Below are 24,377 nucleotides of genomic sequence, written 5' to 3' on the forward strand. Positions count from 1 at the left end.
GACGCCCACCGTCACCGCGCCCCTGCCGTGCGCCAGCCGGCCTGGTACGACTCGCGCGCCACCTTCGAGTACGGGGCGGGGCTGACGACGGCGCGCACGGACACCTGCTCGTGGGGCTCCACGGTCGTCTTGGCCGAGCCGCCGTCGGGCTCGCCCCACACCACGCGGACCTCCGCGCCGACCGGCACGCCCGGGTCGACGGTGGCTAGCGACAGGCCGGTCCGCTCGTTGGGGCTGTAGCCGGTGAACAGCGACAGGCCCACCTGGTGCCCGTCGCCGTCGAGCACGGCGTCGTAGTTGGAGGAGCCGTAGTTGGCGTTGGGCAGGTCGAACCACTGCGCGCCCGGCTCCGGGGCCAGCGGGGAGGCGAGGATCTCGCCCAGGTCCTCCGCGTTCCACGCGAGGGTGACCTTGCGGCGCTGCTCGGCGGGGACGACGGCCTGGAGGGCGTCGCGGCCGATGAAGTCGTGGTCGAACTTCACGAACGATCCGTACCCCAGCTCCCAGGGGTTGAGGTAGTAGTCGCGGATGTCGGACGACACGTAGCTGCCGGCGAGGGCGTTGGTGGCCTCGTAGCCGTCAGCGGGGAGCCACTCGCGGTAGGCCTTGAGCTCGTCGGAGGTGTAGACCGCGGGCAGGGGGGAGGGGATCCAGCCCGACTCGAAGGTGTTGCAGGAGTAGGCGCGCGAGCCCGAGGGCTCCAGCCCGAACTCGGCGCCTGCCTCCAGGATCGCGTCCCGCACGGCGTCGTACGTCTCGTACGGGCCCCAGATCTCCAGACCGGGCGCACCCGCCATGCCGTGGCGCAGGGTGCGGACCTCGAGCCCCGCGATCCGCATCCGCCCCATGCGGAAGAACTTGACCTGCTCGACCGGAGCGCCGTTGAGCTTCTCGATCACCGGCCAGGCGTTCGGGCCCTGGATCTGGAAGCGCCACAGCTCGCGGGTCACGGCCCTGCCGTAGGGGCGCGAGGGGGAGCGCTCGTCGCGGCGGACGTCGACGTCGTAGCCCTGCTGCGCCTGGTAGGTGAGCCAGTTCGCCACCGGCGCGCGGCCGACGAACGTGAACTCGTCCTCGGCGTCGCGGAAGAGGATGCCGTCACCGATGACGCCGCCCTCGGGGGAGACGGGCACGAACTGCTTGGCGGTGTCGACGGGGAAGGTCGCGGTGCTGTTGATGCCGGTGTCGGTGAGCAGGCGCAGCGCGTCCTTGCCGGACACGAAGAGGTTGACCATGTGGTGGGACTGGTCGAACAGCACCGCGGTGTTCCGCCACGCCTTGGCCTCGCGGCGGAAGTTGGTGAACTCCGCCGGCACCACCGGGTAGATGTAGGTGCCGAGCGTCGAGCTGCGGAGCAGCTCGACGGTGCTGCCTGCCGCGTCCAGCACGTCCTGGAGGTTCTTCGCGCTCATGGGCGTCCTTCCTGCTGAGGGGCTGGTCGTGCGAGGCGCCTCGACGTCGAGGTCCGCCGGACCACCCGCGCTCACGCTAGGCAGCCTCCGCGCTCCGTCCGACGGCGCGATGACGGGTCCTGCCCTGCAGCGGCGACCACGGCGCGTGCGTCATCTGTCGCGGTCGAGGACGACGACGACGGCGGTGGCGTCGCCGCGTCAGTGCAGGAGGCCGCCGCCGTCGCAGACGACGGTCTGGCCGGTGATCATCCGGGCGTCGTCGCCCGCCAGGAACGACACCAGACCCGCGAGGTCCTGCGGCTGCCCGCGCCGGGGGATCGCCTGCTGCGCCATGGTCCTGTTGAGGTCGGCCTCGGTCGAGTGCTGGCGGATGCCGGGCGTGGCGACCTGCCCCGGCACGGCCGCGTTGACCGTGATGCCGTGCGGCCCCAGCTCCCGGGCCAGCACGCGCGTGATGCCCAGCAGCGCGCCCTTGCTCGCGACGTACCCGAGCTGGCCGGGGCTGCCGGTGAAGAAGGTGCGGGAGGCGATGTTGACCACGGCTCCGCGCCCGCTGGCCACGAGCTGCTCGTGCGCGGCCTGCACGGTGAGCACCGCGCCGACGGCGTTGACGGTGAGGTAGCGGAGCAGCTCCTCCTTGGAGCTCTCCCGGTAGGACGTGCGCGGCGACAGTAGACCCGCACCGTTGACGAGGACGTCCAGACCGCCGTCCTCGCGCGCCACCCGGGCGAACGCGGCGGTGACGGCGTCGGGGTCGGTGACGTCGCACGCGAGCAGACGCAGCCCCGGCAGGGGCTCGCCCGGGTCGAGGTCGAGGACCGTGACGCGGTGCCCGTCGCACAGCAGCCGCTCGGCGACGGCGCGGCCCAGACCCCTCCCGCCTCCCGTGACCACGCTGGTGCGGGGCTCCTCGCCGCCGGCGGTGTCGGACCCGGTCATGGCGGCCATCCTGCTCTCGCCTCCTCAGAGGACGACGGTGGTTCCCTCGTGGCGCAGCACCCGGTCCTCCACGTGCCAGCGCACCGCACGCGAGAGCACCGCCCGCTCCACGTCCGCGCCCAGGCGCACCAGGTCCGGGGTGTCGTGCTGGTGGCCCACCCGCACCACGTCCTGCTCGATGATCGGGCCCTCGTCCAGCTCGGCGGTGACGTAGTGCGCGGTCGCCCCGATCAGCTTCACCCCCCGCTGCTTGGCCTTGGCGTAGGGACCGGCACCGATGAACGCCGGCAGGAAGGAGTGGTGGATGTTGATCAGAGGGCAGCCCACGCGCTCCAGGAACGCCGGGGTGATGATCTGCATGTAGCGGGCCAGCACCACCAGGTCCACGTTGCCGGCCAGCAGCTCCAGCACGCGGGCCTCGGCCTGGGCGCGGTTGTCGCGGGTGGCGGGGACGTGGACGAAGGGCACCCCGAAGGAGCGGACCTCCTCGGCCAGGTCGGGGTGGTTGGAGATGACCATCGCCACGGTCATGGGCAGCTCCCCGCGCCGGGTGCGCCACAGCAGGTCCATCGCGCAGTGGTCGGTCCTGGAGACCATCAGGGCCACCCGCTGGTGGTGGGCGGCGTCGGTGAGGGTGAAGTCCATCTGGAAGGGGGCTGCGACCTGCTCGGCGAAGCGGGCGTGCAGGTCGGGCAGGGCTGCGGGCAGGGCGGGCAGGTGGAACTCGGTGCGCTGGAAGAAGGTGCCGCCTTCGGGGGCGGTGGAGTGCTGGGCCAGGGAGACCACGTTGGCTCCGGCTGCGGTGAGGAAGGTGCTGACGGCGGCGACGATGCCGGGCTGGTCCTGGCACCGCACCAGCAGCCGGCCCAGGTCGGCCGTTCCTGCGCCGGCGGTCGCTCCTGCGCTGGTGAGGGGGACGGTCCTGCTGGTGGGGACGGCCACGGCCGTCGGGGTCGTACTGCTCATCGGTGAACACCTCCGCCCCGACCGTAGGGACGCCGGCGGTCCGACGCCTCGGCTCCCTGCCGGGGGTCACCCGGCGGGGGCGGAGGGGAACCGTGCGGCGATCGGCCGGTGGAGGCGCGACGTTCGACGTACGCCCGGGTGAGCGTCGTGGTCGACCCTGGGTCGGTGCCACCATCTGCCCGGGACCGGCCGACGACGGCCGGCCCGCGGGCGGACGGCGGAGGCGCGGGCGTGGACGTTGACGGGTGGGGCGCCCTCGCGGTCGCCCACAGCCCCGACGGGCTGGCCGTGGTCGCCCGCGACGGTCGCTTCCTGGACGTCAACCCCGCCGGCGCGCGGCTCTGCGGCGCCGCCGCCGAGCAGCTGGTGGGCACACCGTCGCCGTTCGGGGGCACCGGTCCGCGGGCTGACGACGACGTCGTCGAGTGGAGCGGTCCCGGTGGCCTGCGGCGCGCGTTCGCGTGGACCTGCTCGCCAGTGCTCGGCGGCGGGGAGCGGGTGGTGTCGTTCCGCGACGTCAGCGCGGCCCGGCAGCAGGAGCGCCGGCTCGCAGCCACGGCGCGGGCGGCGTTCAGCGTGACCGCGGAGCGCTCGCTCGCCAGCACCCTGGAGGCGCTGGCGGAGGAGGTGCTCCAGGCGGCGTCGCTGGCCGGTGTGCAGGTGCTCCTCGCCACGCCCGCGGGAGCGCGCCTCAACGTGCTGGGCACCGCCGGCTTCAGCCGCATCCCCGACTTCTTCGACCGGCTCCTGGAGTGCCGAGCGCGGGGCGCGCGCCTGGAGATGGTGGAGGCGCTGCACTCGGGAGTCCCGCGGGTGGTGCACCACCGCTACGACGCCGTCATGGCGGACCCGGCCTGGGAGCCCCTGCGCGACCACCTCGGGGCCACCCCCTGGGACGCCTTCGCCAGCGTTCCGCTGCGCATCCGGGGCGGCACCGTCGGTGTGCTCAACGCCTTCTTCGCGCCCGGACAGGTGGTGGGCGAGGAGGAGCTGGGCTTCCTCCTCGCCATGGCCGGGCAGGCCGCCGTCGCCGTCGACCACGCCGAGCTGTTCCAGCGCCGCATGGACGAGGCGCGCCGCGAGGAGCGCCAGAAGCTGGCCCGCGACCTGCACGACTCCGTCGTCCAGCAGGTCTTCTCGATCATGATGCAGGCCGGGTCGCTCGGCGTGCTGGCCCGACGTGGCCTGCCACCCACGGCCGAGAAGCTGGCGGCGGTGGCCGGAGAGCTCAGCGGGGCCGCCGCGGACGCCCTCGCCGACCTGCGCGGCATGGTGGTGGAGCTGCGGCCCGCCGTGCCGTCCGGCACCAGCCTCGGCACGGCGCTGCGCTCGCTCCTGGAGGCCACCGCCGCCCGCAGCGGCCTGCGCTGCGACCTCGCCATCGACGACCCCGACGGCGACCTGCTGGCCCTGGACGAGCAGCTGGCCGAGGACGCCTACCGCGTGGCCAGCGAGGCGGTCCACAACACCGTCAAGCACGCCGCGGCTGCGTCCCTGGGCGTCTCGGTGCTGGTCAGCACCACCCCGAGGGGTCTCCAGCTGGCGGTCGACGTGGTCGACGACGGTCGCGGCGTCCCGTCGGAGGGCGACCACCGCGCTGCGGACCCGCTGCGCTCCGGCGGCTACGGCATGACGGCGATGCGCGAGCGCGCGCACCGCTGGGGAGGAGAGGTCGAGGTGGTGGCTGAGGACGGCGGGGGGACCCGCGTGCGACTGCGCGTGCCCGTGGTGCGCGCCGAGGAGAGGCGGTGAGCGGCAGGTGAGCGGCATCAGGGTGCTCGTGGTCGACGACCACGCCGTGGTGCGTCGCGGGGTGGTCGCCTACCTCGACGCGCTGGAGGACGTCGAGGTGGTCGGTGAGGCCGAGGACGGACGCGCGGCGCTGGATCGGCTGGCCGAGGCCGCGGTCCTCAGCGAGCTGCCCGACGTCGTGCTCATGGACCTGCAGATGCCCCGCCTCGACGGCGTCGCCGCCACCGAGGAGGTGGTGCGGCGCTTCCCCGGCGTGAAGGTGGTCATCCTCACGAGCTTCGGGGAGACCGAGAGGGTGCACGCCGCGCTGGAGCGGGGCGCGTCCGGCTACCTCCTCAAGGACGCCGGCCCGGCCGAGGTCGAGGCCGCGCTGCGCGCCGCCGTGCGCGACGAGGTCTTCCTCGACGCCGCCGTCACCCGTCGCCTGACGCAGGAGATGCGGGCGCCCCGGGTCGGCCTCGGCGCCCTCACGGCCCGCGAGCGCGAAGTGCTGGTGCTGGTGGCCGAAGGGCGTTCGAACCAGGAGATCGCCGACCGGCTCTTCATCAGCGAGCGGACCGCGCGCACCCACGTGAGCCACCTGCTGGCCAAGATGGGGCTCTCCTCGCGCACGCAGGCGGCGCTGCTGGCGGTCAAGGAGGGGCTGGTCAGCCCGACCTGAGCAGGGCCCCGAGACCGGCGACGGGCGGGACGGATGACGTAGGCGCACCTGCCGCCCCGGTGGTCCCGGGCGCGACCGCGGCCCGTGGACCGGTCCGGGCGGCCCTGCCTACGGTGGACACCGGCGACGGTGCCCCCCTGCGCGTCGTCCGTCCCGTCCCGGACGACACAGGAGGCATCACCCGGTGAGCACGTTCGTCCTCGTCCACGGCGCGTGGCACGGCGGCTGGTGCTGGGACCGCGTGGCCCCGCACCTGCGCGCCGCCGGCCACCACGTGGTGGCCCCCACGCTCACCGGCCTGTCCGAGCGCGCGCACCTCCTCTCCCCGCAGGTCGGTCTGGAGACGCACGTCGAGGACGTCGTGCAGGTGCTCGACGTCCTGGACAGGTCGCAGGACGACGACGTCGTGCTCGTGGGCCACAGCTACGCCGGGCAGGTCGTCACGGCAGCCGCGGACCGCCGCCCCGACGTCGTGTCGCTGCGCGTGCACCTGGACGCGTTCGTCGGCGAGCACGGGGAGTCCGCACGAGCCCTGCTGCCCGAGCGCGTGGAGCACCACTGGGCCGAGTCCGCCGCCGAGCGCGGCTTCGGCTGGCTGGTGCCGGTGCGGTCCCTGGAGGTGCTCGGCGTGACCGACCCGGCCGACGTCGCGTGGCTGACCCCGCGCCTCACACCCCACCCGTGGCGCACCTACACCGACGCGCTGTCGCTGACCGGAGCTGCCGAGGTGGTGCCCGCGGCCTTCGTGGAGTGCACCGACTGGATGGGCGTCTTCGCCGGGCAGGCCGAGCGAGCCCGAGCCCGCGGCTGGCCCGTGCGGCAGCTCGCCACCGGGCACGAGGCGATGGTCACCGCCCCCGAGGCGCTGGCTGCGGTGCTCCTCGAGCTCGCCGCCGCGCCGCGAGGGGCGACGCGGCGCGCGTCGTCGTCCTGAGCCCGTCCCGACCACCCGAACCGCCCCCGAACCGCCCCCGAACCACTGCCGACGACGACAGGAGAGGCCCGTGGAGTTCCTCGTGCGGTCCGAGAACCGCATGCCCCCCGAGACGCCGCCGGAGGTGCGCGAGCGCATCCGCACCGCCGAGCGCGTGCGAGCCCTCGAGCTGCGGGAGGCCGGGATCCTCAAGCGGCTGTGGCGCGTGCCCGGGCGCACCGCGACCATCGGCCTGTACGAGGCCCCGGACGCGACCGCCCTCCACGACGCGCTCGCGTCGCTGCCTGCGGCGCCCTGGCTCGACGTCACCGTCGAGGCCCTGGCCACGCACCCGCAGGAGCGGTCGTGAGCGCCTCGACGGACGGGGCGGCGACGGGCGCTGTCAACGGGGGTGGCCGCGTCGACGTCCCGGGCACCCCGATCTTCGACGGCGCCACGAGCCGGCGCGGGATCCGCATGAACAAGATGTTCATGAGCCTGCGCACCGCCGAGGCGCGCGAGCGCTTCACCGCGGACGAGGCCGGCTACTGCGCCTCGTTCGGGCTGTCGCCCGAGCAGCAGCAGGCGGTCCTCGACCGCGACTGGCAGGCCATGATCGACCTCGGCGGGAGCATCTTCTACGTGTACAAGCTGGCGATGATGGACGGCCGCTCGATGCAGTACCTGGGGGGCGTCTTCACCGGCACCTCCGAGGAGGAGTTCCTGGCGGCCCTGCGTGCGGGAGGACGACGTGGCTGAGGTCATCTGGGGTCTGGCGACCTCGCACGTTCCGTCGATCGGTGCGGCGATGGACCGCGGCAAGACCGAGGACGAGAGCTGGAAGGACCTCTTCGACGGGTACGCGCCGGCGCGCGCGTGGCTGGCGGAGCACCGGCCCGACGTCGCCGTCGTCATCTACAACGACCACGCGAACGGCGTCGACCTCGACGTCGTCCCGACGTTCGCGATCGGCACCTCCGACCACTACGACGTGGCCGACGAGGGGTTCGGCAAGCGGCCCGTGCCCGACGTCGTCGGGCACCCCGAGCTGTCGCTGCACCTGCTGGAGAGCCTGGTCGACGACGGCTTCGACATGACGGTGTTCCAGGAGCTCGACGTCGACCACGGCCTGACCGTGCCGCTGTCGGTGTGGACGCCTGACCCGGGCGAGGCGTGGCCGTGCCCGGTGGTGCCGCTCCTGGTGAACGTCATCCAGTACCCGCAGCCGACGGCCGCTCGCTGCTACGCGCTGGGGCAGGCGCTGGGCCGGGCGATCGCGAGCTTCCCGCAGGACCTCACGGTGGGCGTGCTCGGGACGGGCGGCATGTCCCACCAGCTGGCGGGTGCTCGCGCGGGGTTCATCAACCCCGAGTTCGACGCGATGTTCATGGAGGCCGTCGAGACCGACCCGCAGCGCCTGACGCAGCTGTCACGGCAGGACTACGTCCGCGAGGCCGGCTCCGAGGGCATCGAGATGATCATGTGGCTGGTCATGCGCGGGGCGATGGCCGCGGAGGTCACCAAGGTGCACTCGCACTACTTCGTGCCGGCGTCCAACACCGCTGCCGCCGTGGCGCTGTTCGACAACCGCGCTCCTGCACCGGCCTGACGCCGCACGCCGACCGCGGGTCCCCGCGCACCCCGTCCAGCCGCGGGTGGCGGGGGCCCGCCCCCAGGTGTCGCCGGACCCCGTCCGTGATCATGGGCTTCCCGTGCAGTCTCGGCCGTGATCATGGGCGCTGGCCACCAGCGGTGTCTGGCCGCCCAGCTGTGTCAGGCCGTGGAGGCCTGATGATCCGGCTTCCACGACCTGGCACCGCGCCGGGACCTGGCACCGCGCGGTCCGGCGGAGCCGACAGCCCGGCAGCCCGGTACACCGCCAGACCTCCGAGAGGACCGATCTCCGTGGACGACCTGACGCACCTCTTCGACCTGTCGGGCCAGGTGGCGCTCGTGACGGGTTCCTCGTCCGGGCTGGGCCAGGCCGCCGCCGAGGGGCTGGCGCTCGCCGGCGCGCACGTCGTGGTCCACGGGCGCCACGCCGAGCGCACCCGTGCCGTCGCCGAGGGGATCGCTGCGGCCGGAGGCTCCGCCAGCGCCGTCGTCGGCGACGCGTCTGACCCGGCGTGGGTGCGTGCTGCCGTGGACGGGGTCGTGGCCGAGCGCGGTCGGCTCGACGTCGTCATGGCCAACGCGGGGGTGGCGGGCGGGCCGAGCTACCGCACGGAGGAAGGGCGGATCGCCGCTGTCTCCGACGCCGAGTGGCAGTCGACCCTGGCGAACAACCTCACGTCGACGTTCAACACGCTGCGCGAGGCCTCGCGGGTCATGGGTGACGGCGGGCGGATCATCGTCACGTCTTCCACGGCGGGGCTCCGCTCGGACCCCTTCGTCGGGTACGGCTACACGGCCACCAAGGCGGCTCAGGTCAACCTCGTCCGCCAGCTGGCCCTCGAGCTCGCGCCCCGCGGCATCCGCGTCAACGCGCTGGCGCCGGGTCCCATCAAGGGCACGCGCATCGGCGGTGACGCCGTGCTGACCCCCGAGCTCGAGCAGCTGTGGGTCGACACCATCCCCCTCGGCCGGATGGGCCTGGCCGACGAGATCCGCGGGCCGGTGCTGTTCCTGGCCTCTGCGGCGTCGTCGTTCGTCACCGGTGCGGTGCTGCTGGTGGACGGCGGGGCTCTCGACCTCTCCCACGCCGCGTACTGATCGCGGCGGCAGGCTCCCGCGCACCGGCGTCCGGCCGTGGGTGGTGGGGGCCTGCGTCGCGCCCCCTCTCCGTGATCATGGGCCTCCCGAGCACCTCCACCTCGTGATCATGGGCGTCCCGAGCGCTGACGGCTCGTGCTCGTGGCGCTGCAGAGCCCGGAGGTGTTCGGGAAGTCCATGATCACGGACGGAGAGTGCTTCGGAAGCCCATGATCACGGGCGAGGTGGGGTCAGCGAGAGCGGTAGCTCTCCCGCGCGAACTGCACGAACGGCACCGGCGCCACGGTCGCGCGGACAGTCCGCTGCTCGTGCGGCTCCACCTGCGGCTTGGTCGAGTTCGGCGACTCGCCCCACAGGACCTCGACGCGGGTGCCCGGCTCGGCGTGCTCGGCGTCGACGACCGCCAGGCTCACGAACGCCCGCTCGTTGGCGAGGTACCCGCAGTCGAGGGAGAGGCCGACGGGGGCGCCGTCGCGGAGCACCGCGTCGACGTGGTGGGTGGCGTACCGCGCCTTCGGCAGCTCGACGTGCTTCGCGCCCGGTCCGGGGCGGAACAGCGACCCGATGGCGTCGGCGACGTCGCCGTCGTCCCAGACCAGCGTCACCTTCGTCCGGGTGGTGCTGGCCGCTCGGCGCTCCAGCGCCTCGCGGCCGATGAAGTCGTGGTCGAGCTTGACGCTGCGCCCGTAGCCGACCTCGAACGGGTCGAGGGAGTAGGCGGCCACGTCGTCGGAGGAGAAGCTGCCCCCGAGCGACCCGAGCTTCGCCGCGGGCAGCCACGCCCGGTACTCGGCCATGAGCGGGTGGTCGGAGAAGATCGCCGGGAACGGCGCCGGCACCCAGCCCGACTCGAGGTTCGACGTCGAGTACGCCTTCGCCCCGGCGCGCACCAGGCCGTGCGCCTCGCCGGCTCGCAGCAGTGCTGCGAGGACGGCCTCGCCGTCGGGCCAGGGTCCGAACAGCTCGAAGCCGGGCTGGCCGGCCATGCCGTGCCGCAGGGCGGTGACGCGGTGCCCGTCGATGGTCAGCTGCGTGGTGCCGAAGAACTTCACCTCGGGCACGGGGGCGCCGCTGGCGGCCTCCACCACGGCGAGCGCGGTGGGACCCTGCAGCTCGTAGCGGTACAGCGCCGGCGGGCCGGAGGTGCGCACGGCGGAGTTGTCATCGCGCCGGGTGGTGGCGTCGTAGCCCCCGCGCTCGAGGTGGAACTGGACCCAGTCGAGCACGAAGGGGTGCCCCACCAGGTCGTAGAGGTCTTCCTCGAGGTGGAAGAGGATGGCGTCGCCGATGAGCAGGCCCTCGGGGCTGACGGCGATGAACTGCTTGGCCTTCCCCACGCCGAAGCCGGTGAAGGAGTTGACGGCGAGGTCGCTGAGGAGGCGCTCCGCGTCGGGCCCCGAGATGAACAGGTCGGTCATGTGGTGCGACTGGTCGAGCAGCGCGCACGTGGTGGCCCAGGCGTGCTGCTCGGAGCGCCAGTTGGTGAACTCGGGCTGCACGGGGAAGGTGGTGGCGCGGCTCTGGAGGTCGCGCAGGAGGTGCACGGGGCTGCCGGTGCGGGCCAGAGCCGCCTCGACGGTCTCGGAGGTCTCGCGGGTCATGGTCGGCGTCCTTTCGTCGGTGGAGGGAGCCGTCCCAGGGGTGCTGCGGACGGTACGGAGCGGCGCCGCGCCCCGAGAACCCGCGGATGACGACGACGACGCGACGTGCTCGCCCGTCCCCACCGCGACGGATGACGCACGCGCGGAGGTGGTGCCGGGGCCTACGGTCGGCCGTGGGCGGCGCTGCCCCGGCGCCCGCTGGCGACCAGCTGCCGAGCAGCGCAGGAGAGGTGCACGCATGACGAGGACGGTCGTGGTCACGGACCCGCCGCGCGCCGACGTCGAGGACGCCGCCGGGCTGGGGCGCTTCGGCACGGCCACCGTGCACGAGGCGCAGGGGCGCCGCGGCTACCTCGGCCCGCAGCACCGCCCCGCGTGGCCGGGCGCCCGGATCGGCGGGACGGCCGTCACGGCTCTGTGCTGGCCCGGCGACAACCTCATGATCCACGTGGCCGTCGAGCAGTGCCGCGAGGGTGACGTGCTCGTGGTGGCCACCACCTCGCCGTCGGTCGACGGGCTCTTCGGCGAGCTGTTCGCCACCGCGCTGGCGCGGCGCGGCGTGCGGGGCGTGGTGCTCGACACCGGCGTCCGCGACGTCGCCGAGCTGCAGCAGATGGGCTTCCCCGCGTGGTCGCGCGCCGTCAGCGCCCAGGGCACGGTCAAGGCGACGCCCGGCTCGGTGAACGTGCCCGTCGTCCTCGGCGGGCAGGTCGTGCACCCCGGTGACGTGGTGGTCGGCGACGACGACGGCGTCGTCGTCGTCCCTCGCGGCGACGTGGCCGCCGTGCTCGCCGCGGCAGCGGCCCGCGAGGAGAAGGAGGCGACCAACCGCAGGGCCTTCCAGGAGGGACGTCTCGGCCTGGACGTCTACGGCATGCGCGGCAAGGTCGCCGACCTCGGGATCGAGTACGTCACCCACGACGAGTGGCTCCGGCAGCAGTGATCATCGACTGCCACGGGCACTTCACCACCGCCCCGCAGGCGCACGCGGACTGGCACGGGGAGCTGCTCCGGGCCTGCGAGGCGGGGGACCGGCCCGCGCCCTACCCGCACGTGCCCGACGACGACGTCCGCCGCGCCGTGGAGGGCAGCCAGCTGCGCCTCATGGACGAGCGCGGCGTCGACCTCACGCTCTTCTCGCCGCGCGCCTCGACGATGGGTCACCACCTCGGCGACGAGACCACCAGCCGCGCCTGGAGCGAGGTCTGCAACGACCTGGTCGCCCGCGTGGCCGCGATGTTCCCCGGGCGCTTCGCCGGGGTGTGCCAGCTGCCGCAGTCGCCGGCCTCGCCCCCGTCGGCCTCGGTGGCCGAGCTGCGGCGCTGCGTGGAGGAGCTGGGCTTCGTCGGCGCGAACCTCAACCCCGACCCCAGCGGCGGCGCGTGGACCTCGCCGCCGCTGGGCGACCGGTCCTGGTACCCGCTGTACGAGGTGCTGTGCGAGCTCGACGTGCCCGCGATGGTGCACGTCTCGGCGGTGACCAGCCCCGCGCTGCACGCCACCGGCTCGCACTACCTCAACGCCGACACCACGGTGTTCATGCAGCTGCTGCAGGCGGACCTGTTCCGCGACTTCCCCTCGCTGCGGGTCGTCATCCCGCACGGCGGGGGAGCGGTGCCGTACCACTGGGGGCGCTTCCGCGGCCTCGCCGACATGCTCGGCCGTCCGCCGGTGGAGGAGGCGCTGCTGGGCAACGTCTTCTTCGACACCTGCGTCTACCACCAGGCCGGGGTCGACCTCCTGCTCGACGTGGTGCCCACGGCCAACGTCCTGTTCGGCTCGGAGGTGGTCGGCGCGGTGCGGGGCGTCGACCCGAGGACGGGACACCACTTCGACGACACCAAGCGCTACGTCGACGCGGCCCGTCTCAGCGACGAGCGGCGCGCCGACGTGTACGAGCACAACGCCCGCCGGATCTACCCCCGCCTCGACCAGCACCTGCGGGCGGCCGGGCGCTGACGCAGCACGCCACCGCCCGGCCGCCCGGTCAGGTCGCCCGGTCAGGCCCTCCGGTGGCGCTCGCGGGAGCGGCGCCGGGCCGGGCCCACCGCGGGGAGGTCGGACAGCGCCGGCCCCGCCACGACGCGGTTCTCCACGGCGCCGAGGCCCTCGGCGCTGAGCCGCACCACGTCGCCGGGCACGAGCGGGGGCGGGTCCTGCCGGCCCCGGTGTCCCCAGAGCTCGGCCAGGCAGCCACCGTTGCCGCACGTCCCCGAGCCGAGCACGTCTCCGGGGCGCACCCAGGTGCCGCGGGAGGCGTACACGAGCATCTCCTCGAAGGTCCACGACGCGTTGGAGAGCAGGTCGCGGCCCACCTCTTCGCCGTTGACCTGCGCCACCAGCTCCAGCGCCAGGAAGCCCTCCCCGTCGCGCAGGTGCTCCAGCTCGTCAGCGGTGACCAGCCAGGGCCCGAGCGTGGTGGCGGAGTCCTTGCCCTTGCACGGGCCCAGGCCGACCGCCATCTCGCGCCGCTGGAGGTCGCGCGCGGACCAGTCGTTGAAGAGCGCGTAGCCGAAGACCGCCTCCCGCGCCTGCGGCAGGGACAGGTCGCGCCCGGCGCGGCCGACCACGCAGGCGACCTCCAGCTCGAAGTCGAGCTGGGAGGTTCCCGGAGGCACCGGCACGTCGTCGTGGGCGCCGACGAGGCCGTGGGGGTTGGTGAAGTAGAAGGTCGGCGCCTCGTACCAGGCCGCACCCACCTGGGCGTCCGGGGAGCCGCCCCGCACCATGCCCTCGACGTGCTCCTCGAAGGTGACGAAGTCGCGCACGGACGGCGCGGTGACGGGCGGCAGCAGCCGCACGTCCGCCACCGGGACGGACGGTTCCCTTGCGGCCTCGTCGCCGGCGTCCCTCGCCGCGGGCAGCCCCGCGACCACGAGGTCCAGCACGGACGCTCCACCGGGCAGGGCGTGCACGCGCTCGTCGCCGTCGTCGCCCAGCACCACCCCGCTGAGCTCGCGTCCGTCGTGCTCGTACCTGGCGAGCCTCATGCCGGTGCCGTCACGAGCTCGAAGACGCGCCCGGCGACGCCAGCGACGTCAGCCTCCTCGCGGTTCGTGTGGTCGAGCATCCACCGGGCGATCTGCACGCTGCTGTCCACCACCGTCCGCACCCGCTCGAGGCGGCGCTCGGTGTAGGCGGCCCACAGAGCGTCGTCCGCCGCCTCCCGGGTGGTGAGCAGCTCGGCGAGCACGGCGGCGTCCTCGAGGGCCAGCGCGGCGCCCTGTGCGATGGTCGGGGGGCAGGAGTGGGCGGCATCACCCACGAGCACCACCCGGCCGCGGTTCCACGGCCCGTCCACGAGGTGCGTCTCGAAGCGCGCGTAGTTGACGGGGGTCTCGTCGGTGAGGCCGGCGCGGATGGCGTCCCACGGGCCGTGGTAGCTCGAGGCCAGGTCGCGGAAGACCGCCAGCTGCTCCTCCCGCGACAGCCCGGAGCGGTCCTGCGCGTCCTCCACGAGGTAGGCGTAGAGCGAGTCCTCGCTGGTGGGGCAGTAGCCGGCGATGTGGCAGCGGCCCCCGTAGACGAGGTCGGTGCGGACGACGTCGACGGGGCGGGCGGCGTGGACGCGCCAGATGCCCATGCCCACCGGGCGGGGCTCGGTGTCGACGCCGATGGCCCGACGCGTCCAGGAGTGGATGCCGTCGGCGCCCACCACCACGTCGTAGCGCTTCCCGGTGGTGCCCTCCGGGCCCGCCAGCTGCACGTCGACGCCGTCGTCGTCGGGCTCCAGGGCCACCGGTGCGGTGGACCAGTGCAGCGCGACGCCCACCTCCCGCGCGCGGGCCACGAGCACCGCGGCCAGCTCGGGCCGGGACATGCCGACCGTGCCCGGGAGGTCGGGGCCGCCGGTGTGGACGTCGGGCAGCTCGGCCACCAGCGTGGCGCTCGGGTCGGGCAGGCGGATGCCGAGGGAGTCGAAGGCGTACCCGGACGCCCGCACCTGCGGCCACACCCCCAGCGAGCGCAGCACGCGCAGCGCGTTGCCCTGCAGCGTGATGCCGGAGCCGGTGGTGGACGGCGCGGGTCGTGCCTCGACGAGGTCGACGGCGACGCCGGCCTGCGCGAGCAGGACCGCCGCGGCGCACCCGGAGGCGCCGCTCCCGATGACGAGGGCTGTGGAGACTGCGGGCATCGTCGCTCGCTCCTTCTCTGCGGTGAGGGGGAGGGTCAGGTGATGGCGATGGGGTTGACCGGGGAGCCGACGGCACCGGTGACGGGCAGCGGCGCGGCGACCAGCAGGAAGCTCCACCGCCCGGTGCGCGCGCAGTGCTCGGCCAGCGCGTCCGGGTCCCACATCTCGCCCAGGAACAGCCCGATCCGCGGGATGGCGATCTGGTGGAGGGGCTGGAAGGCGTCGTCGAACTCGTTGGGCCTCACCTCGAAGCCCCACGTGTCCGTGGCGACGGCGGCGATCTCCGAGCCGTGCAACCAGTCGGCCGTGGTGAACGACAGGCCCGGAGCGGGACCGCCGGCGTAGTCGCCCCAGCCCGTGCCCGCCGCGGTGCTGCGCCGGGCGCGGGTGAGCTGGCCGGTGCGGACCACCAGCACGTCGCCGCGCTGCACGGTGACGCCCTGCGCGGAGGCGGTGGCCTCGAGGTGGTCGGCGGTGACGGCGAAGCCGTCGGGCAGCTCACCGGGCGTGCCCAGTCCCGCTCCGAGGTGCCGCCCCACGTCGAGCAGCACCCCACGCCCCGCGAACCCGTCAGCGACCGTCTCGATGCCGGTGACCTGGTCACCGGCGGCGGTCACCACCTGGCCGGCGCGGCGGCCGTTCCAGGCGCGGCCCCGGTCGAAGATGTGGCCCAGGCCGTCCCACTGCGTGGCGCACTGCAGCGGCATGGCGATGACGTCGTCAGCGCCGCCGATGCCGTGGGGGAAGCCCTGCACGCCCGCCTCGGCGTCGGTGCCCGTGTCGGTCATCGTGTGGACCGGGTTGAAGCGGCGCCGCCACCCCTTCTGGGGTCCGTCGGTCTCGAAGCGCAGGGACAGCGAGAAGGAGCGCCCGTCCACCACGGACGCGGCGGCCCGCACGCGTGCGTCGTCGTCGAGGTGGTTGAGGGTCCCGCGCACGTCGTCGTCGCCCCACCGGCCCCAGTTGGAGCACCGCTGCGCCGCCGCGGCGATGGCGCCCTCGGGGTCGGAGCGGTCCAGCTCGACCGGCGGGGTCACTTCGTGGTCCCGCCGATCCGCTCGGCCACCCAGTCGGCGATGAGGTCGGTGGCGACGTCGCCGTTGTCGACGCTGGAGTGCGCCGTGCCCCCGGTGCGGTCGGTGAAGACGACGAGCTCGCGGTCAGGGCTGCCGACCAGCGCGTCGTAGGTGCGGTGCGCCATCTCCAGCGGGATCTGCCTGTCGTGCTGCCCGTGCGTGACGAGGAAGGGGACCCGGATCCCGTCGAGCACGCCGTCGAGGTGCATGCGCTCGGCGACCTCGAAGAAGGAGTCGATGTCGTCGACGCCGAAGACCCACTGCACGTGGTCCCAGTAGTGCGGCACCGGCCGCTCGCCCTGCTCGGCGCGGCGGGCCTGCTGCACGGCGCGCCAGTCGTGGTTGGCGCCCCAGGAGACGCCGAGCGCCCAGCGGGGGTCCTTCGCGACGGCACGCGGGGCGTAGTACCCGCCCAGGCTGACCCCGGCCACACCGATGCGCTCGGCATCGGGGCGCTGGGGCAGGTCGAGCGTCGCCGGGTCGGCGACGAGGTGGTCGAGGACGACGCTCGCCCACTGCTCGGCCTCGGGGACAGCGGGCATCCCGTGCAGGCGCAGCGCCTCACCGGTGCCCGGCTGGTCGAGGCTGAGGGTGGCCACGCCTCGGCGCGCGAGCTTCTCCACCGGGCCGGTGCGGTAGAGCATCTCCTTGGTGGAGTCGAGGCCGTTGAGCAGCACCAGCAGCGGGACCGGGCCGGTGAGCGGCCTGCCGTCGGCGTCGAGCGCGGAGCGCCAGATCGCCGAGAGGTGAGCGTCGCGGTAGGGGACCTCCACGCGCACGGCCGGGTCGCGGGAGAGGTCCAGGCCGCGGGCGAAGACCCGCAGGAACTTCGCGTACAGGGCCTGCCGGGGGCCGGGGCCCGCCGGCTGCAGCCGCTCGGCGGTGATGAAGAGGTCGGCGGCGCGGTCGAGCTTGGCGCCGGCCGAGAGGGCGCGGCCGGCGGCCTCGTCCTCTGCGGCGAGCTCGACGAGCACGTCACCCCGCGCCTCCAGCGCCGCCAGCAGGTCCGGTGGGGTGGGCTTCTCGCCGCGCTGGGCGGCGGCGAGCAGCGGACGGCAGGCGGCGTCGACCTCGCCGATCGGCGCGCCCATGGCCAGCGCCAGGTTGACGGCGAGGTTCCAGACGTAGCCGCCGGGCAGGTCCGGCGGGAAGTAGGCGAACACGGTGCTGTCTCCTTCCTGCGTCCTCGTGCGCTCTCAGCCCTGGCCGTGCACGGCATAGGGGTTCAGCAGCGCCTCTTCGGTGCCCGGGAGCACGCCCTCCTCGGTGGCGGTGGGGCGGCCGGGGTCCGGCGGGAAGGACTCGGTCATGCTCATCGGCATCACGGAGTTGCGGTAGATGCTGTTCGAGCCCTCCGACGGCGTCCACGTGTGCGGCACCCAGTCGGGCACGTAGTTGCGGTAGCCGCCGGTGTTGAGCTCGATCCGCAGGCCGCTGGGCTCGCGGAAGTACAGGTACGTCTGCTCGCCGATGCCGTGGATGGACGGGCCGTACTCGATGCGGGCGCCGTTCTCCATGAGGACGTCGGCCGCGACGAGCAGCTCCTGGTGGGAGTCGGTCCAGAAGGCGATGTGGTTGACGCGCCCGCCGCGCGTGGAGGAGTCGAGGACCACGCCGAGGTCGTGCGACTTCTCGTTGGTGGTGATCACCCCGAAGACGGTCACCGGGGCGTTGTCGAGGTCGGTGAAGGCCATGGTGCGGAACCCGAGCACCTCGGAGTACCAGGCGCAGAAGCCCCGCACGTCGCTGGCGGCGATGGTGACGTGGTCGAGGAAGCGCGGCGCCGCTGCGTGCGAGGAGCGCTTCTCGGGGCGGTCGGGGAAGACGGACCGCAGCTCCTCCGGGGCGCTGTGGCGGGGGACGTCGTAGTACAGCTCCATGGTGTGGCCCCACGGACCGGTGAAGCGGTAGGAGCGCCCGTGGCCCTGGCGGCCGTCGCTCCACGTCCCGCTGACGCCCTTGGCCTCCACGCGGCGCCCGGCCTCGTCGAGCGCCTCCGGGGAGGTGGTGCGCCACGCCATGGTCACCAGGGCCGGCTCGGCGCCGTGGGAGACGACGAGGCTGTAGGGGTGGTAGTCGCCCCAGCAGCGCAGGTAGACGGAGCCGTCGGCGTCGCGGTCGACGACCCGCAGCCCGAAGGCGGCCTCGTAGAAGGCGGCGGAGGCCTCCACGTCGGGCGAGGCGACCTCGAGGTGGGCGAGGTGGGCGAGCAGCTTGATCATCATCGATCCTCTCGGCGGTGAGGGGGCGTCAGGACGAGCCTGGACCTGACGCGGTCATCAGGGAAGGTGAACCTGGTGATGCGTCACATCAGCGAGGCTGATGCCCTGCGGCCACCCCGCGGACCGTGCGGTCCCGGGTGACGGCGACGACGAACGCCGCCAGGGCCAGGGAGAGCACGGCGACGACGGCGAGGGCGGCGGCCAGCTCGCTGAGCGCGGAGTGCAGGGCCTGCACCACCAGCGGGTTGAGGAACTGGCCGATGAAGAGGCAGCTGGTCCACAGGCCCGTCGCGCGGCCGCGCTGCTCCAGGGGGACGTCGCCGAGCGTCCAGGCCAGCACCGTCGGCAGCAGCAGGCCCGTGCCCGCCGAGCAGACCACGGCCCCCACGAGCATGACGGGCACGGACGACGCGAGGGCGATGACCACCAGGCCTGCGCCAGCGAGCGCCAGGGCGAGCGGCAGCAGCGTGCGCTCCCCGGCACCCCGGCGGGCACCCCAGCGGGAGAAGCTCGCCGCTGCTGCGCACGTGGCGACGGCAGCCGCGGCGCTGACCGCCCCGATCACAGCGGTGGAGGTCACCCCGATGCTGTCCAGGGCGAACGACAGCTGCACCAGGGGCGTGTAGAAGATGATCCCGCCCACGAAGGTCACCAGCAGCGGCCACCGCAGCGAGCGCAGGTCCAGCGGGGCCACCGCTCCTGCGAGACCGCTGCCGCCGGGACCGGTCAGGGCGCGCTCGACGGAGGCCGGCTCCCGCAGCACCAGGGGCGTGACGACGGCGGCGAGCAGGCCGACCGCGTAGAGCCAGAAGGGCGCCCGCCACGAGGTGGCGCCGAGTGCGCCACCCGCTCCGATGAACACCACCGCGGAGGCGGAGGTGGCCACCGACTGCAGGCCGAACAGCTGGGTGCGACGGACCCCGTCGAAGAGGTCACCGATGAGCGTGACCACCGCGACCATGATCCCGGCCTCGGCGACGCCGACGAGGGCGCGGCTGGCCACGATCGCCGGCAGCGCGTCGAGCCACAGCGGGGCGGTGCCGAACAGGGAGTAGAGCACCAGCGACACGACCAGCAGCCGCACTCGGCCCACCCGGTCGACGAGGCGACCGGCGAACGGCGCCACCACGGCGATGAGCAGCGCCGGCACCGTCAGCGACATCGGCACCAGCACGTCGACGCCCGGCTGGTCGGGGAACGACGCGACGATCGCCGGCTGGACCGGGGCGATGAGCACGGCTCCCAGCACGGACAGGCACGACAGCGCCAGCAGCGCCGTGCCCTGGAGGGCGCCGGCTCGAGGAGCGGCGGCCGGGGCGCTGCCTGGGACGGCGGGAGCGGGTCCTGCCCCCCGGTCCTGCCGGGTGGGGACGGGTCGTGAGAGCGGCACCGGTGCCTCCTCGCGCGGGCCGCGTCGTCGCGGCCGGAGGCCTTCGAGTGTGTTCAGGAAGTGCGCGCTGAGGCCATGCCCGGTTGCTGATGCCGGCCATCAGCGGCGTCGATGCCCTGGTCCGCGCCGTCCGAGCCGTCCGCGCCGTCCGGCGCAGCCGGCCCGTCGCCGTCGTCGTCGTCGAGCGACCGGGCGGCGCGGCGCACGAGGTGGCGCAGCCAGGTGTGCTCGACGTCCCGGGTGAACGCCGGGTGCCACCACATCGCCTCGACGAGCGGGCTCAGCGCCACGGGCGGCTCCAGCACGCGCACGCCTGAGCCGGCGGGCAGCCGGGCCGCCAGGCGCCGCTGCAGCAGGCCGATGCGGCCGCTGCCGGCCACCAGGGCCGGCACGGTGAGGAAGTGCTCGACCACCACCTGCACCTGCGGCTCCAGCCCCTGCGTCCGCAGCTCCCGCGCGGCGGGGGTGGAGGCGTGGGCGCCGTGGTAGGTCGCGACCCACGGCAGCTCCTGGAGGTGGCGCGGCTCGAGCCGCTCGCCGACGGCCGTGTTGTCCTCCGCGACGAGGACCACCCAGGAGTCGCGGAACAGGTCGACGTGGGGCAGGTCGACCAGGGTCCCGTGCGGCATGACCATGAAGTCGTTCCGGGCCAGCACCCGCTCGGCGTCCTCCACCAGCAGGGGGACGTTGGTGGCGAAGCGCAGGCGCATCCGCGGTGCCTGGCTCGACAGCTGCGCCGCCACCCGGCCTCCCAGCACCTCGGTGGCGTAGTCGCTGGTCAGCACCGAGACGTCGCGCACCCGAGAGGCGGGGGAGAAGTCCGGCTCGGCGCTGAAGGCGTGCTCGACGCTCGCCAGGGCGATCCGCACGCGCTCGCGCAGCTGCACCGCCAGCGGCGAGAGCTGGCTGCCGTTGCCGACCCGCACGAGGAGCGGGTCGTCGAAGTGCCGGCGCAGCCGGGACAGGGACGCCGAGAGCGCGGGCTGCGACAGGCCCATCGCCTCGGCCGCCCGCGTGACGCTGTTGTGCTGCAGCAGCGCGTCGAGCGCGAGCAGCAGGTTGAGGTCGAGGCTCGCCAGCTTCACCGGTGGCACGTGGCGCATCCTGGCAGGGGCGCGCCCGGAGGTCGCAGCCTCCGGGCGCTGACCACCCGCCCGGACGCGGGGGTCAGCCCCAGACGCGCTGGGCCACCCGCACGATGAGCTCGAGCTTGCGCCACTGCTCGTCCTCGGTGAGGTCGTTGCCCTCCTCGGTGGAGGAGAACCCGCACTGCCCGCTGAGGGCCAGCTGCTCCAGCGGCGCGAAGGTCGCGGCCTCCTCGATGCGGCGCACCAGGGCGTCCTCGTCCTCCAGGGCCGGCACCTTGGTGGTGACCAGGCCCAGCACCACGCGCTTGCCCGGCGGCAGGAAGCGCAGGACGTCGAGGGAGCCCGACCGCTCGTCGTCGAACTCCAGGAAGTAGCCGTCCACGCCGAGGGAGTTGAACAGCGTGTCGGCGATCTGCTCGTAGCCGCCGGTCTGCGCCCACGAGGAGCGGTAGTTGCCGCGGCACAGGTGCGTGGCGACCTTGAGGTCTGTCGGGCGGTCGGCGATGGCCGTGTTGAACAGGTCGATGAACGCCGGTAGCCGGCTCTCCGCGAGCCCCGCGCCCTTGGGGTCCCCGAAGAAGGTCAGGGAGACGTCGTCGAGCTGGGCGTACCGCAGGCCCTGGGCGTGCAGACGGCGCAGCTGCTCGGCGTACGCGGCGGCGATGTCGGCGCGCAGCCTCGCGTCGGCCTCCGTGCCCGGGCCGCCCTCGCCGTAGGCCTCGGTGCCGTCGAGGGGGATGAAGGTGTTGTGCACCTGGTTGGGGGAGGGCATCGTCAGCTTGGGGGTCTGGCCCTCGCCCACCTCAGCGGCGGCCTGCTGGAGGAACGCCAGGTGGTCGGCGAAGACTGTGTGCTCCAGGTGCACCGGCGCGGTGGCCTTCACACGGGTCAGCGGGACGTCGACGGGCTCGCCGTCCAGGGTGTGGAACTGCCTCGTGAACGCCTCCTTCACCTCGATCCCGCCGAGGGAGAGGATGAAGTCCTCGTGCCAGTAGTGGCGGCGCAGCTCACCGTCGGTGACCACGCGCAGCCCCAGGTCGGCCTGGCGGCGCACGACGTCGCGGATGGCGGTGTCCTCCACCTCGGCCAGCTGCTCGGCGGTGATCTCGCCGGCGGCGCGCTGCTCCCGGGCCCGCCGCAGCGCGGGCGGGCGCAGCAGGCTGCCGACGTGGTCGGCGTGGAAGGGGACGACCGCGGTGTCGGACGGGGCGGCGGTGCTCGACGTCATCGCCCCAGTCTGCCGAGCGCAGCTCTCAGACGACGAGGCGGAGGGGCAGCGACTCCCAGGAGCGCAGCGTGGTGTTCAGGTGCCGCACCGGCTCACCGGCCAGCTCCACCCGCCGCACCCGCGCCAGGAGCGCGAGCAGCAGCGACTCCGCCTCCAGTCGCGCCACGTGCTGCCCCACGCACTGGTGGATCCCCATCCCGAAGCCGACGTGCCCCGACGGGTCGCGGTGCAGGTCGTAGGCGTCCGGCGCCTCCCAGCGGCGCGGGTCGCGGTTGGCGGCGGCGAAGGAGACGAGCACCTTCACCCCGGCGGGGACGACGACGCCGCCGAGCTCCACCGGCCGGGCGGTGGTGCGGAAGAACGCCTGCACCGGAGAGGACCAGCGCACCGCCTCGTCGAAGGCCACCCGCACGAGCGAGGGGTCGGCGCACAGCTGCTCCCACGCGCCGGGCGCCACCGCGAGGGCGTGCAGGAGCGCGCCGATGCCGTGCACCGTCGTGTCGACACCGGCGGTGAGCAGCGAGCGCACCACGAGCGGCGCCTGTGCTGGGGTCAGCTCTCCGCGGTCGGCGGCGGCCCAGATCTCGGCGCCGAACCCGGTGGGCGCGAGGTTCTCGCGCTGGCACTGCTCACCCACCCACGCCGCGTGCTCGGCCATCCCCGCGGCGCCCGCCACCACCAGCGGGTGGTCGGTGGCGGCGAAGGCGTTGAAGGCGTGGTCGCCGTAGGGCAGCAGGTGCTCCCGGCCGTCGGCGCGCAGGCCCACGGCGTCGGGGAAGACGCGCAGCGGGAACGCCGCGGCGAGATCGATCACGCCGTCCGCCTCCACGGCAGCGCCGCCCGGGAGACCGTCCAGCAGCTCGCCGAGAAGGCGTTCTGCATCCGCGGCCCAGCCCGCCCGCAGCCGCTGCAGCGCTCGCGGGCCGAGCACCCGCGCCAGCACGCTGCGGGGGGCGTCGTGCGCTGGCGGATCGGCTTCGAGCAGCAGCGACGGCGGACGCCACGGCGGCTCGGTGCGGAAGTTCGACAGGCCCACCCCCGCGGACGACTCCAGGTCCTGCCAGTTCGCGAGCGCGGCCCGCACGTCCTCGTAGCGCCCCACGGCCAGCGCGTCGCAGCGGGGCAGCCGCACGAGGCGACCGGCCTCGCGGAGCGCTGCCTGGCCGGGCAGCGGGTCGCGCAGCACGTCGAGGTCGAAGGGGTCGAGGTCGAGCGCCGGCAGGTCGTCGAGCGCGCGGGCAGGGGGCGGGGTGGTCATCGGAGGCTCCTTCGACGTCGTCGTCACAGGTCCAGCACGAGGCGGTCGCTGCGGGAGCGGGAGACGCACAGGAGCATGCAGTCGCCCCGCTCGCGCTCGGCCTCGTCGAGCACGGAGTCGCGGTGGTCCGGGACGCCGGCGAGCACACCGGTCTCGCACGTGCCGCACGTCCCCTCGCGACACGACGACAGGACGGCGGCACCGGCTGACCTGACCGCCTCGAGCACGCTGACGTCGCGCGCCACCTCCACCTGCGCGCCGCTGCGCTGCAGCACCACGGTGAACGGGGCGTCGCGCACCGGGGCGGGGGGCTCCGCGGCCGAGAAGCGCTCGGTGCGCAGCTGACCGGGCGGGCAGTGCCGGGCCACTGCGTCCAGCAGCGGCGCCGGTCCGCACGCGTAGACGCGGGTGCGGGCGTCGAGGCCGCCGAGCAGCGGCTCCAGGTCGAGGCGCTCCCGCTCGTCACGGGCGACGACGACGAGGCGTTCGCCGTCGTCCTGCTCTGCGGTGCTGTCCGCCAGCTCTGCCAGCTCGTCGAGGAACGGCATCGACGCGCGCGTGCGTCCGGCGCAGACGAGCCGCCACCGGGCCCCGAGCCGGCGGGCGGCCTCGACCATGGGCAGCAGGGGCGTGATGCCGATGCCACCGGCGATGAACAGGTAGTCCTCCGCCGGGTGCAGGTGGAAGTGGTTGCGGGGGCCGCCGACCTCCACGAGGTCTCCGACCGCGAGGACGTCGTGCACCCACGACGAGCCGCCTCGACCCCCGAGCTGCGGCTCCTCGCGCCGCACCGCGACCCGGTAGGTGCGGGCGTCCCAGCGGTCGCCGCACAGCGAGTACTGCCGTCCCTCGCCGGTGGGGAGCACGAGGTCGATGTGGGACCCGGGGGTCCAGTCGGGCAGGCGGCCGCCGGCGGGGTCCACGAGGGTCAGGGCGACGATGCCGTCGGCCACCGCGTCCTTGGAGGCCACGCGGAGGGCGGTGCGCCGCGTCGACGGCGGGGCTGACGTCGCTGTCATGCCTG

Annotated in this window: 23 protein-coding genes; 9 read left to right on the plus strand and 14 right to left on the minus strand. The window is 74.2% G+C overall.

The features are described 5' to 3' along the window. Positions 1-11: 11 nt before the first annotated feature. The 3 genes from ligM to purU all read right to left on the minus strand — a co-directional run bounded on the left by ligM (position 12) and on the right by purU (position 3,317). A complete protein-coding gene (gene ligM, locus FMM08_RS05930) occupies positions 12-1,412 on the minus strand; it encodes a vanillate/3-O-methylgallate O-demethylase (protein ID WP_147925447.1) in 1,401 nt (466 codons plus the stop codon). 198 nt (positions 1,413-1,610) lie between these two features. After that, positions 1,611-2,351 (minus strand): SDR family NAD(P)-dependent oxidoreductase, encoded by a 741-nt coding sequence (locus FMM08_RS05935; protein WP_147925448.1) that lies wholly within the window; start codon positions 2,349-2,351, stop codon positions 1,611-1,613. 24 nt (positions 2,352-2,375) lie between these two features. Then, positions 2,376-3,317: a formyltetrahydrofolate deformylase gene (gene purU, locus FMM08_RS05940; RefSeq protein ID WP_147925449.1), complete on the minus strand. Its 942-nt coding sequence runs from the start codon at positions 3,315-3,317 to the stop codon at positions 2,376-2,378. Positions 3,318-3,548: 231 nt separating this feature from the next. On the opposite strand from purU, the gene FMM08_RS05945 reads away from it, so the two are divergent. From FMM08_RS05945 to FMM08_RS05975, 7 genes are all read left to right on the plus strand, one after another. Next, positions 3,549-5,069 carry a sensor histidine kinase gene (locus FMM08_RS05945; RefSeq protein WP_187279576.1) on the plus strand — a complete coding sequence of 507 codons (1,521 nt, stop codon included), beginning with the start codon at positions 3,549-3,551 and terminating at the stop codon, positions 5,067-5,069. 7 nt (positions 5,070-5,076) lie between these two features. Continuing rightward, positions 5,077-5,730 carry a response regulator gene (locus FMM08_RS05950; RefSeq protein ID WP_222710463.1) on the plus strand — a complete coding sequence of 218 codons (654 nt, stop codon included), beginning with the start codon at positions 5,077-5,079 and terminating at the stop codon, positions 5,728-5,730. Positions 5,731-5,914: 184 nt separating this feature from the next. Then, complete coding sequence (locus FMM08_RS05955; RefSeq protein WP_147925451.1) at positions 5,915-6,664, plus strand: alpha/beta fold hydrolase; 750 nt, start codon at positions 5,915-5,917, stop codon at positions 6,662-6,664. Between the two features lie 70 nt (positions 6,665-6,734). After that, complete coding sequence (locus tag FMM08_RS05960; protein ID WP_147925452.1) at positions 6,735-7,013, plus strand: muconolactone Delta-isomerase; 279 nt, start codon at positions 6,735-6,737, stop codon at positions 7,011-7,013. A gap of 107 nt (positions 7,014-7,120) precedes the next feature. Further along, positions 7,121-7,402: a protocatechuate 3,4-dioxygenase gene (locus FMM08_RS05965; protein ID WP_147925656.1), complete on the plus strand. Its 282-nt coding sequence runs from the start codon at positions 7,121-7,123 to the stop codon at positions 7,400-7,402. Then, the gene (locus FMM08_RS05970; RefSeq protein ID WP_147925453.1) at positions 7,395-8,252 is read left to right on the plus strand and encodes a class III extradiol dioxygenase subunit beta; all 858 of its coding nucleotides are present in this window, start codon (positions 7,395-7,397) and stop codon (positions 8,250-8,252) included. The genes FMM08_RS05965 and FMM08_RS05970 overlap by 8 nt, the downstream gene beginning before the upstream one ends. Positions 8,253-8,548: 296 nt before the next feature. Further along, positions 8,549-9,355 (plus strand): SDR family NAD(P)-dependent oxidoreductase, encoded by an 807-nt coding sequence (locus tag FMM08_RS05975; RefSeq protein WP_187279577.1) that lies wholly within the window; start codon positions 8,549-8,551, stop codon positions 9,353-9,355. Between the two features lie 230 nt (positions 9,356-9,585). On the opposite strand, the gene FMM08_RS05980 is transcribed toward FMM08_RS05975, so the two are convergent. Next, positions 9,586-10,956, minus strand: coding sequence for an aminomethyltransferase family protein (locus FMM08_RS05980; RefSeq protein WP_147925455.1), 1,371 nt, complete (start codon positions 10,954-10,956; stop codon positions 9,586-9,588). 238 nt (positions 10,957-11,194) lie between these two features. On the opposite strand from FMM08_RS05980, the gene FMM08_RS05985 reads away from it, so the two are divergent. Continuing rightward, positions 11,195-11,899 (plus strand): 4-carboxy-4-hydroxy-2-oxoadipate aldolase/oxaloacetate decarboxylase, encoded by a 705-nt coding sequence (locus FMM08_RS05985; protein ID WP_147925456.1) that lies wholly within the window; start codon positions 11,195-11,197, stop codon positions 11,897-11,899. Further along, a complete protein-coding gene (locus FMM08_RS05990) occupies positions 11,896-12,915 on the plus strand; it encodes an amidohydrolase family protein (RefSeq protein ID WP_147925657.1) in 1,020 nt (339 codons plus the stop codon). Before FMM08_RS05985 ends, FMM08_RS05990 begins: the two co-directional genes overlap by 4 nt. A 41-nt stretch (positions 12,916-12,956) precedes the next feature. Here FMM08_RS05990 and FMM08_RS05995 read toward each other — a convergent pair whose 3' ends face one another. The 10 genes from FMM08_RS05995 to FMM08_RS06040 all read right to left on the minus strand — a co-directional run bounded on the left by FMM08_RS05995 (position 12,957) and on the right by FMM08_RS06040 (position 24,372). Further along, complete coding sequence (locus FMM08_RS05995) at positions 12,957-13,946, minus strand: fumarylacetoacetate hydrolase family protein (RefSeq protein ID WP_147925457.1); 990 nt, start codon at positions 13,944-13,946, stop codon at positions 12,957-12,959. Next, a complete protein-coding gene (locus FMM08_RS06000; RefSeq protein WP_147925458.1) occupies positions 13,943-15,091 on the minus strand; it encodes an FAD-dependent monooxygenase in 1,149 nt (382 codons plus the stop codon). Before FMM08_RS06000 ends, FMM08_RS05995 begins: the two co-directional genes overlap by 4 nt. Positions 15,092-15,126: 35 nt before the next feature. Next, entirely contained in the window at positions 15,127-16,110 is a 984-nt protein-coding gene (locus FMM08_RS06005) for a cyclase family protein (RefSeq protein WP_147925658.1), read from the minus strand. 14 nt (positions 16,111-16,124) lie between these two features. Further along, a complete protein-coding gene (locus FMM08_RS06010) occupies positions 16,125-17,330 on the minus strand; it encodes an alpha/beta hydrolase family protein (RefSeq protein WP_147925459.1) in 1,206 nt (401 codons plus the stop codon). Positions 17,331-17,363: 33 nt separating this feature from the next. Continuing rightward, the gene (locus FMM08_RS06015) at positions 17,364-18,389 is read right to left on the minus strand and encodes a VOC family protein (RefSeq protein ID WP_147925460.1); all 1,026 of its coding nucleotides are present in this window, start codon (positions 18,387-18,389) and stop codon (positions 17,364-17,366) included. 88 nt (positions 18,390-18,477) lie between these two features. Next, entirely contained in the window at positions 18,478-19,779 is a 1,302-nt protein-coding gene (locus FMM08_RS06020; protein ID WP_147925461.1) for an MFS transporter, read from the minus strand. Positions 19,780-19,832: 53 nt separating this feature from the next. Beyond that, positions 19,833-20,873, minus strand: coding sequence for a LysR family transcriptional regulator (locus FMM08_RS06025; protein WP_222710467.1), 1,041 nt, complete (start codon positions 20,871-20,873; stop codon positions 19,833-19,835). A 73-nt stretch (positions 20,874-20,946) separates the two neighbouring features. Further along, positions 20,947-22,095 (minus strand): 5-methyltetrahydropteroyltriglutamate--homocysteine S-methyltransferase, encoded by a 1,149-nt coding sequence (locus FMM08_RS06030; RefSeq protein WP_147925462.1) that lies wholly within the window; start codon positions 22,093-22,095, stop codon positions 20,947-20,949. A gap of 25 nt (positions 22,096-22,120) precedes the next feature. Next, positions 22,121-23,353 carry a cytochrome P450 gene (locus tag FMM08_RS06035; protein WP_147925463.1) on the minus strand — a complete coding sequence of 411 codons (1,233 nt, stop codon included), beginning with the start codon at positions 23,351-23,353 and terminating at the stop codon, positions 22,121-22,123. A gap of 23 nt (positions 23,354-23,376) precedes the next feature. Beyond that, positions 23,377-24,372 carry a PDR/VanB family oxidoreductase gene (locus FMM08_RS06040; protein WP_147925464.1) on the minus strand — a complete coding sequence of 332 codons (996 nt, stop codon included), beginning with the start codon at positions 24,370-24,372 and terminating at the stop codon, positions 23,377-23,379. Positions 24,373-24,377 lie beyond the last annotated feature (5 nt).

Source organism: Quadrisphaera setariae (assembly GCF_008041935.1).
Classification (GTDB): Bacteria; Actinomycetota; Actinomycetes; order Actinomycetales; family Quadrisphaeraceae; genus Quadrisphaera; species Quadrisphaera setariae.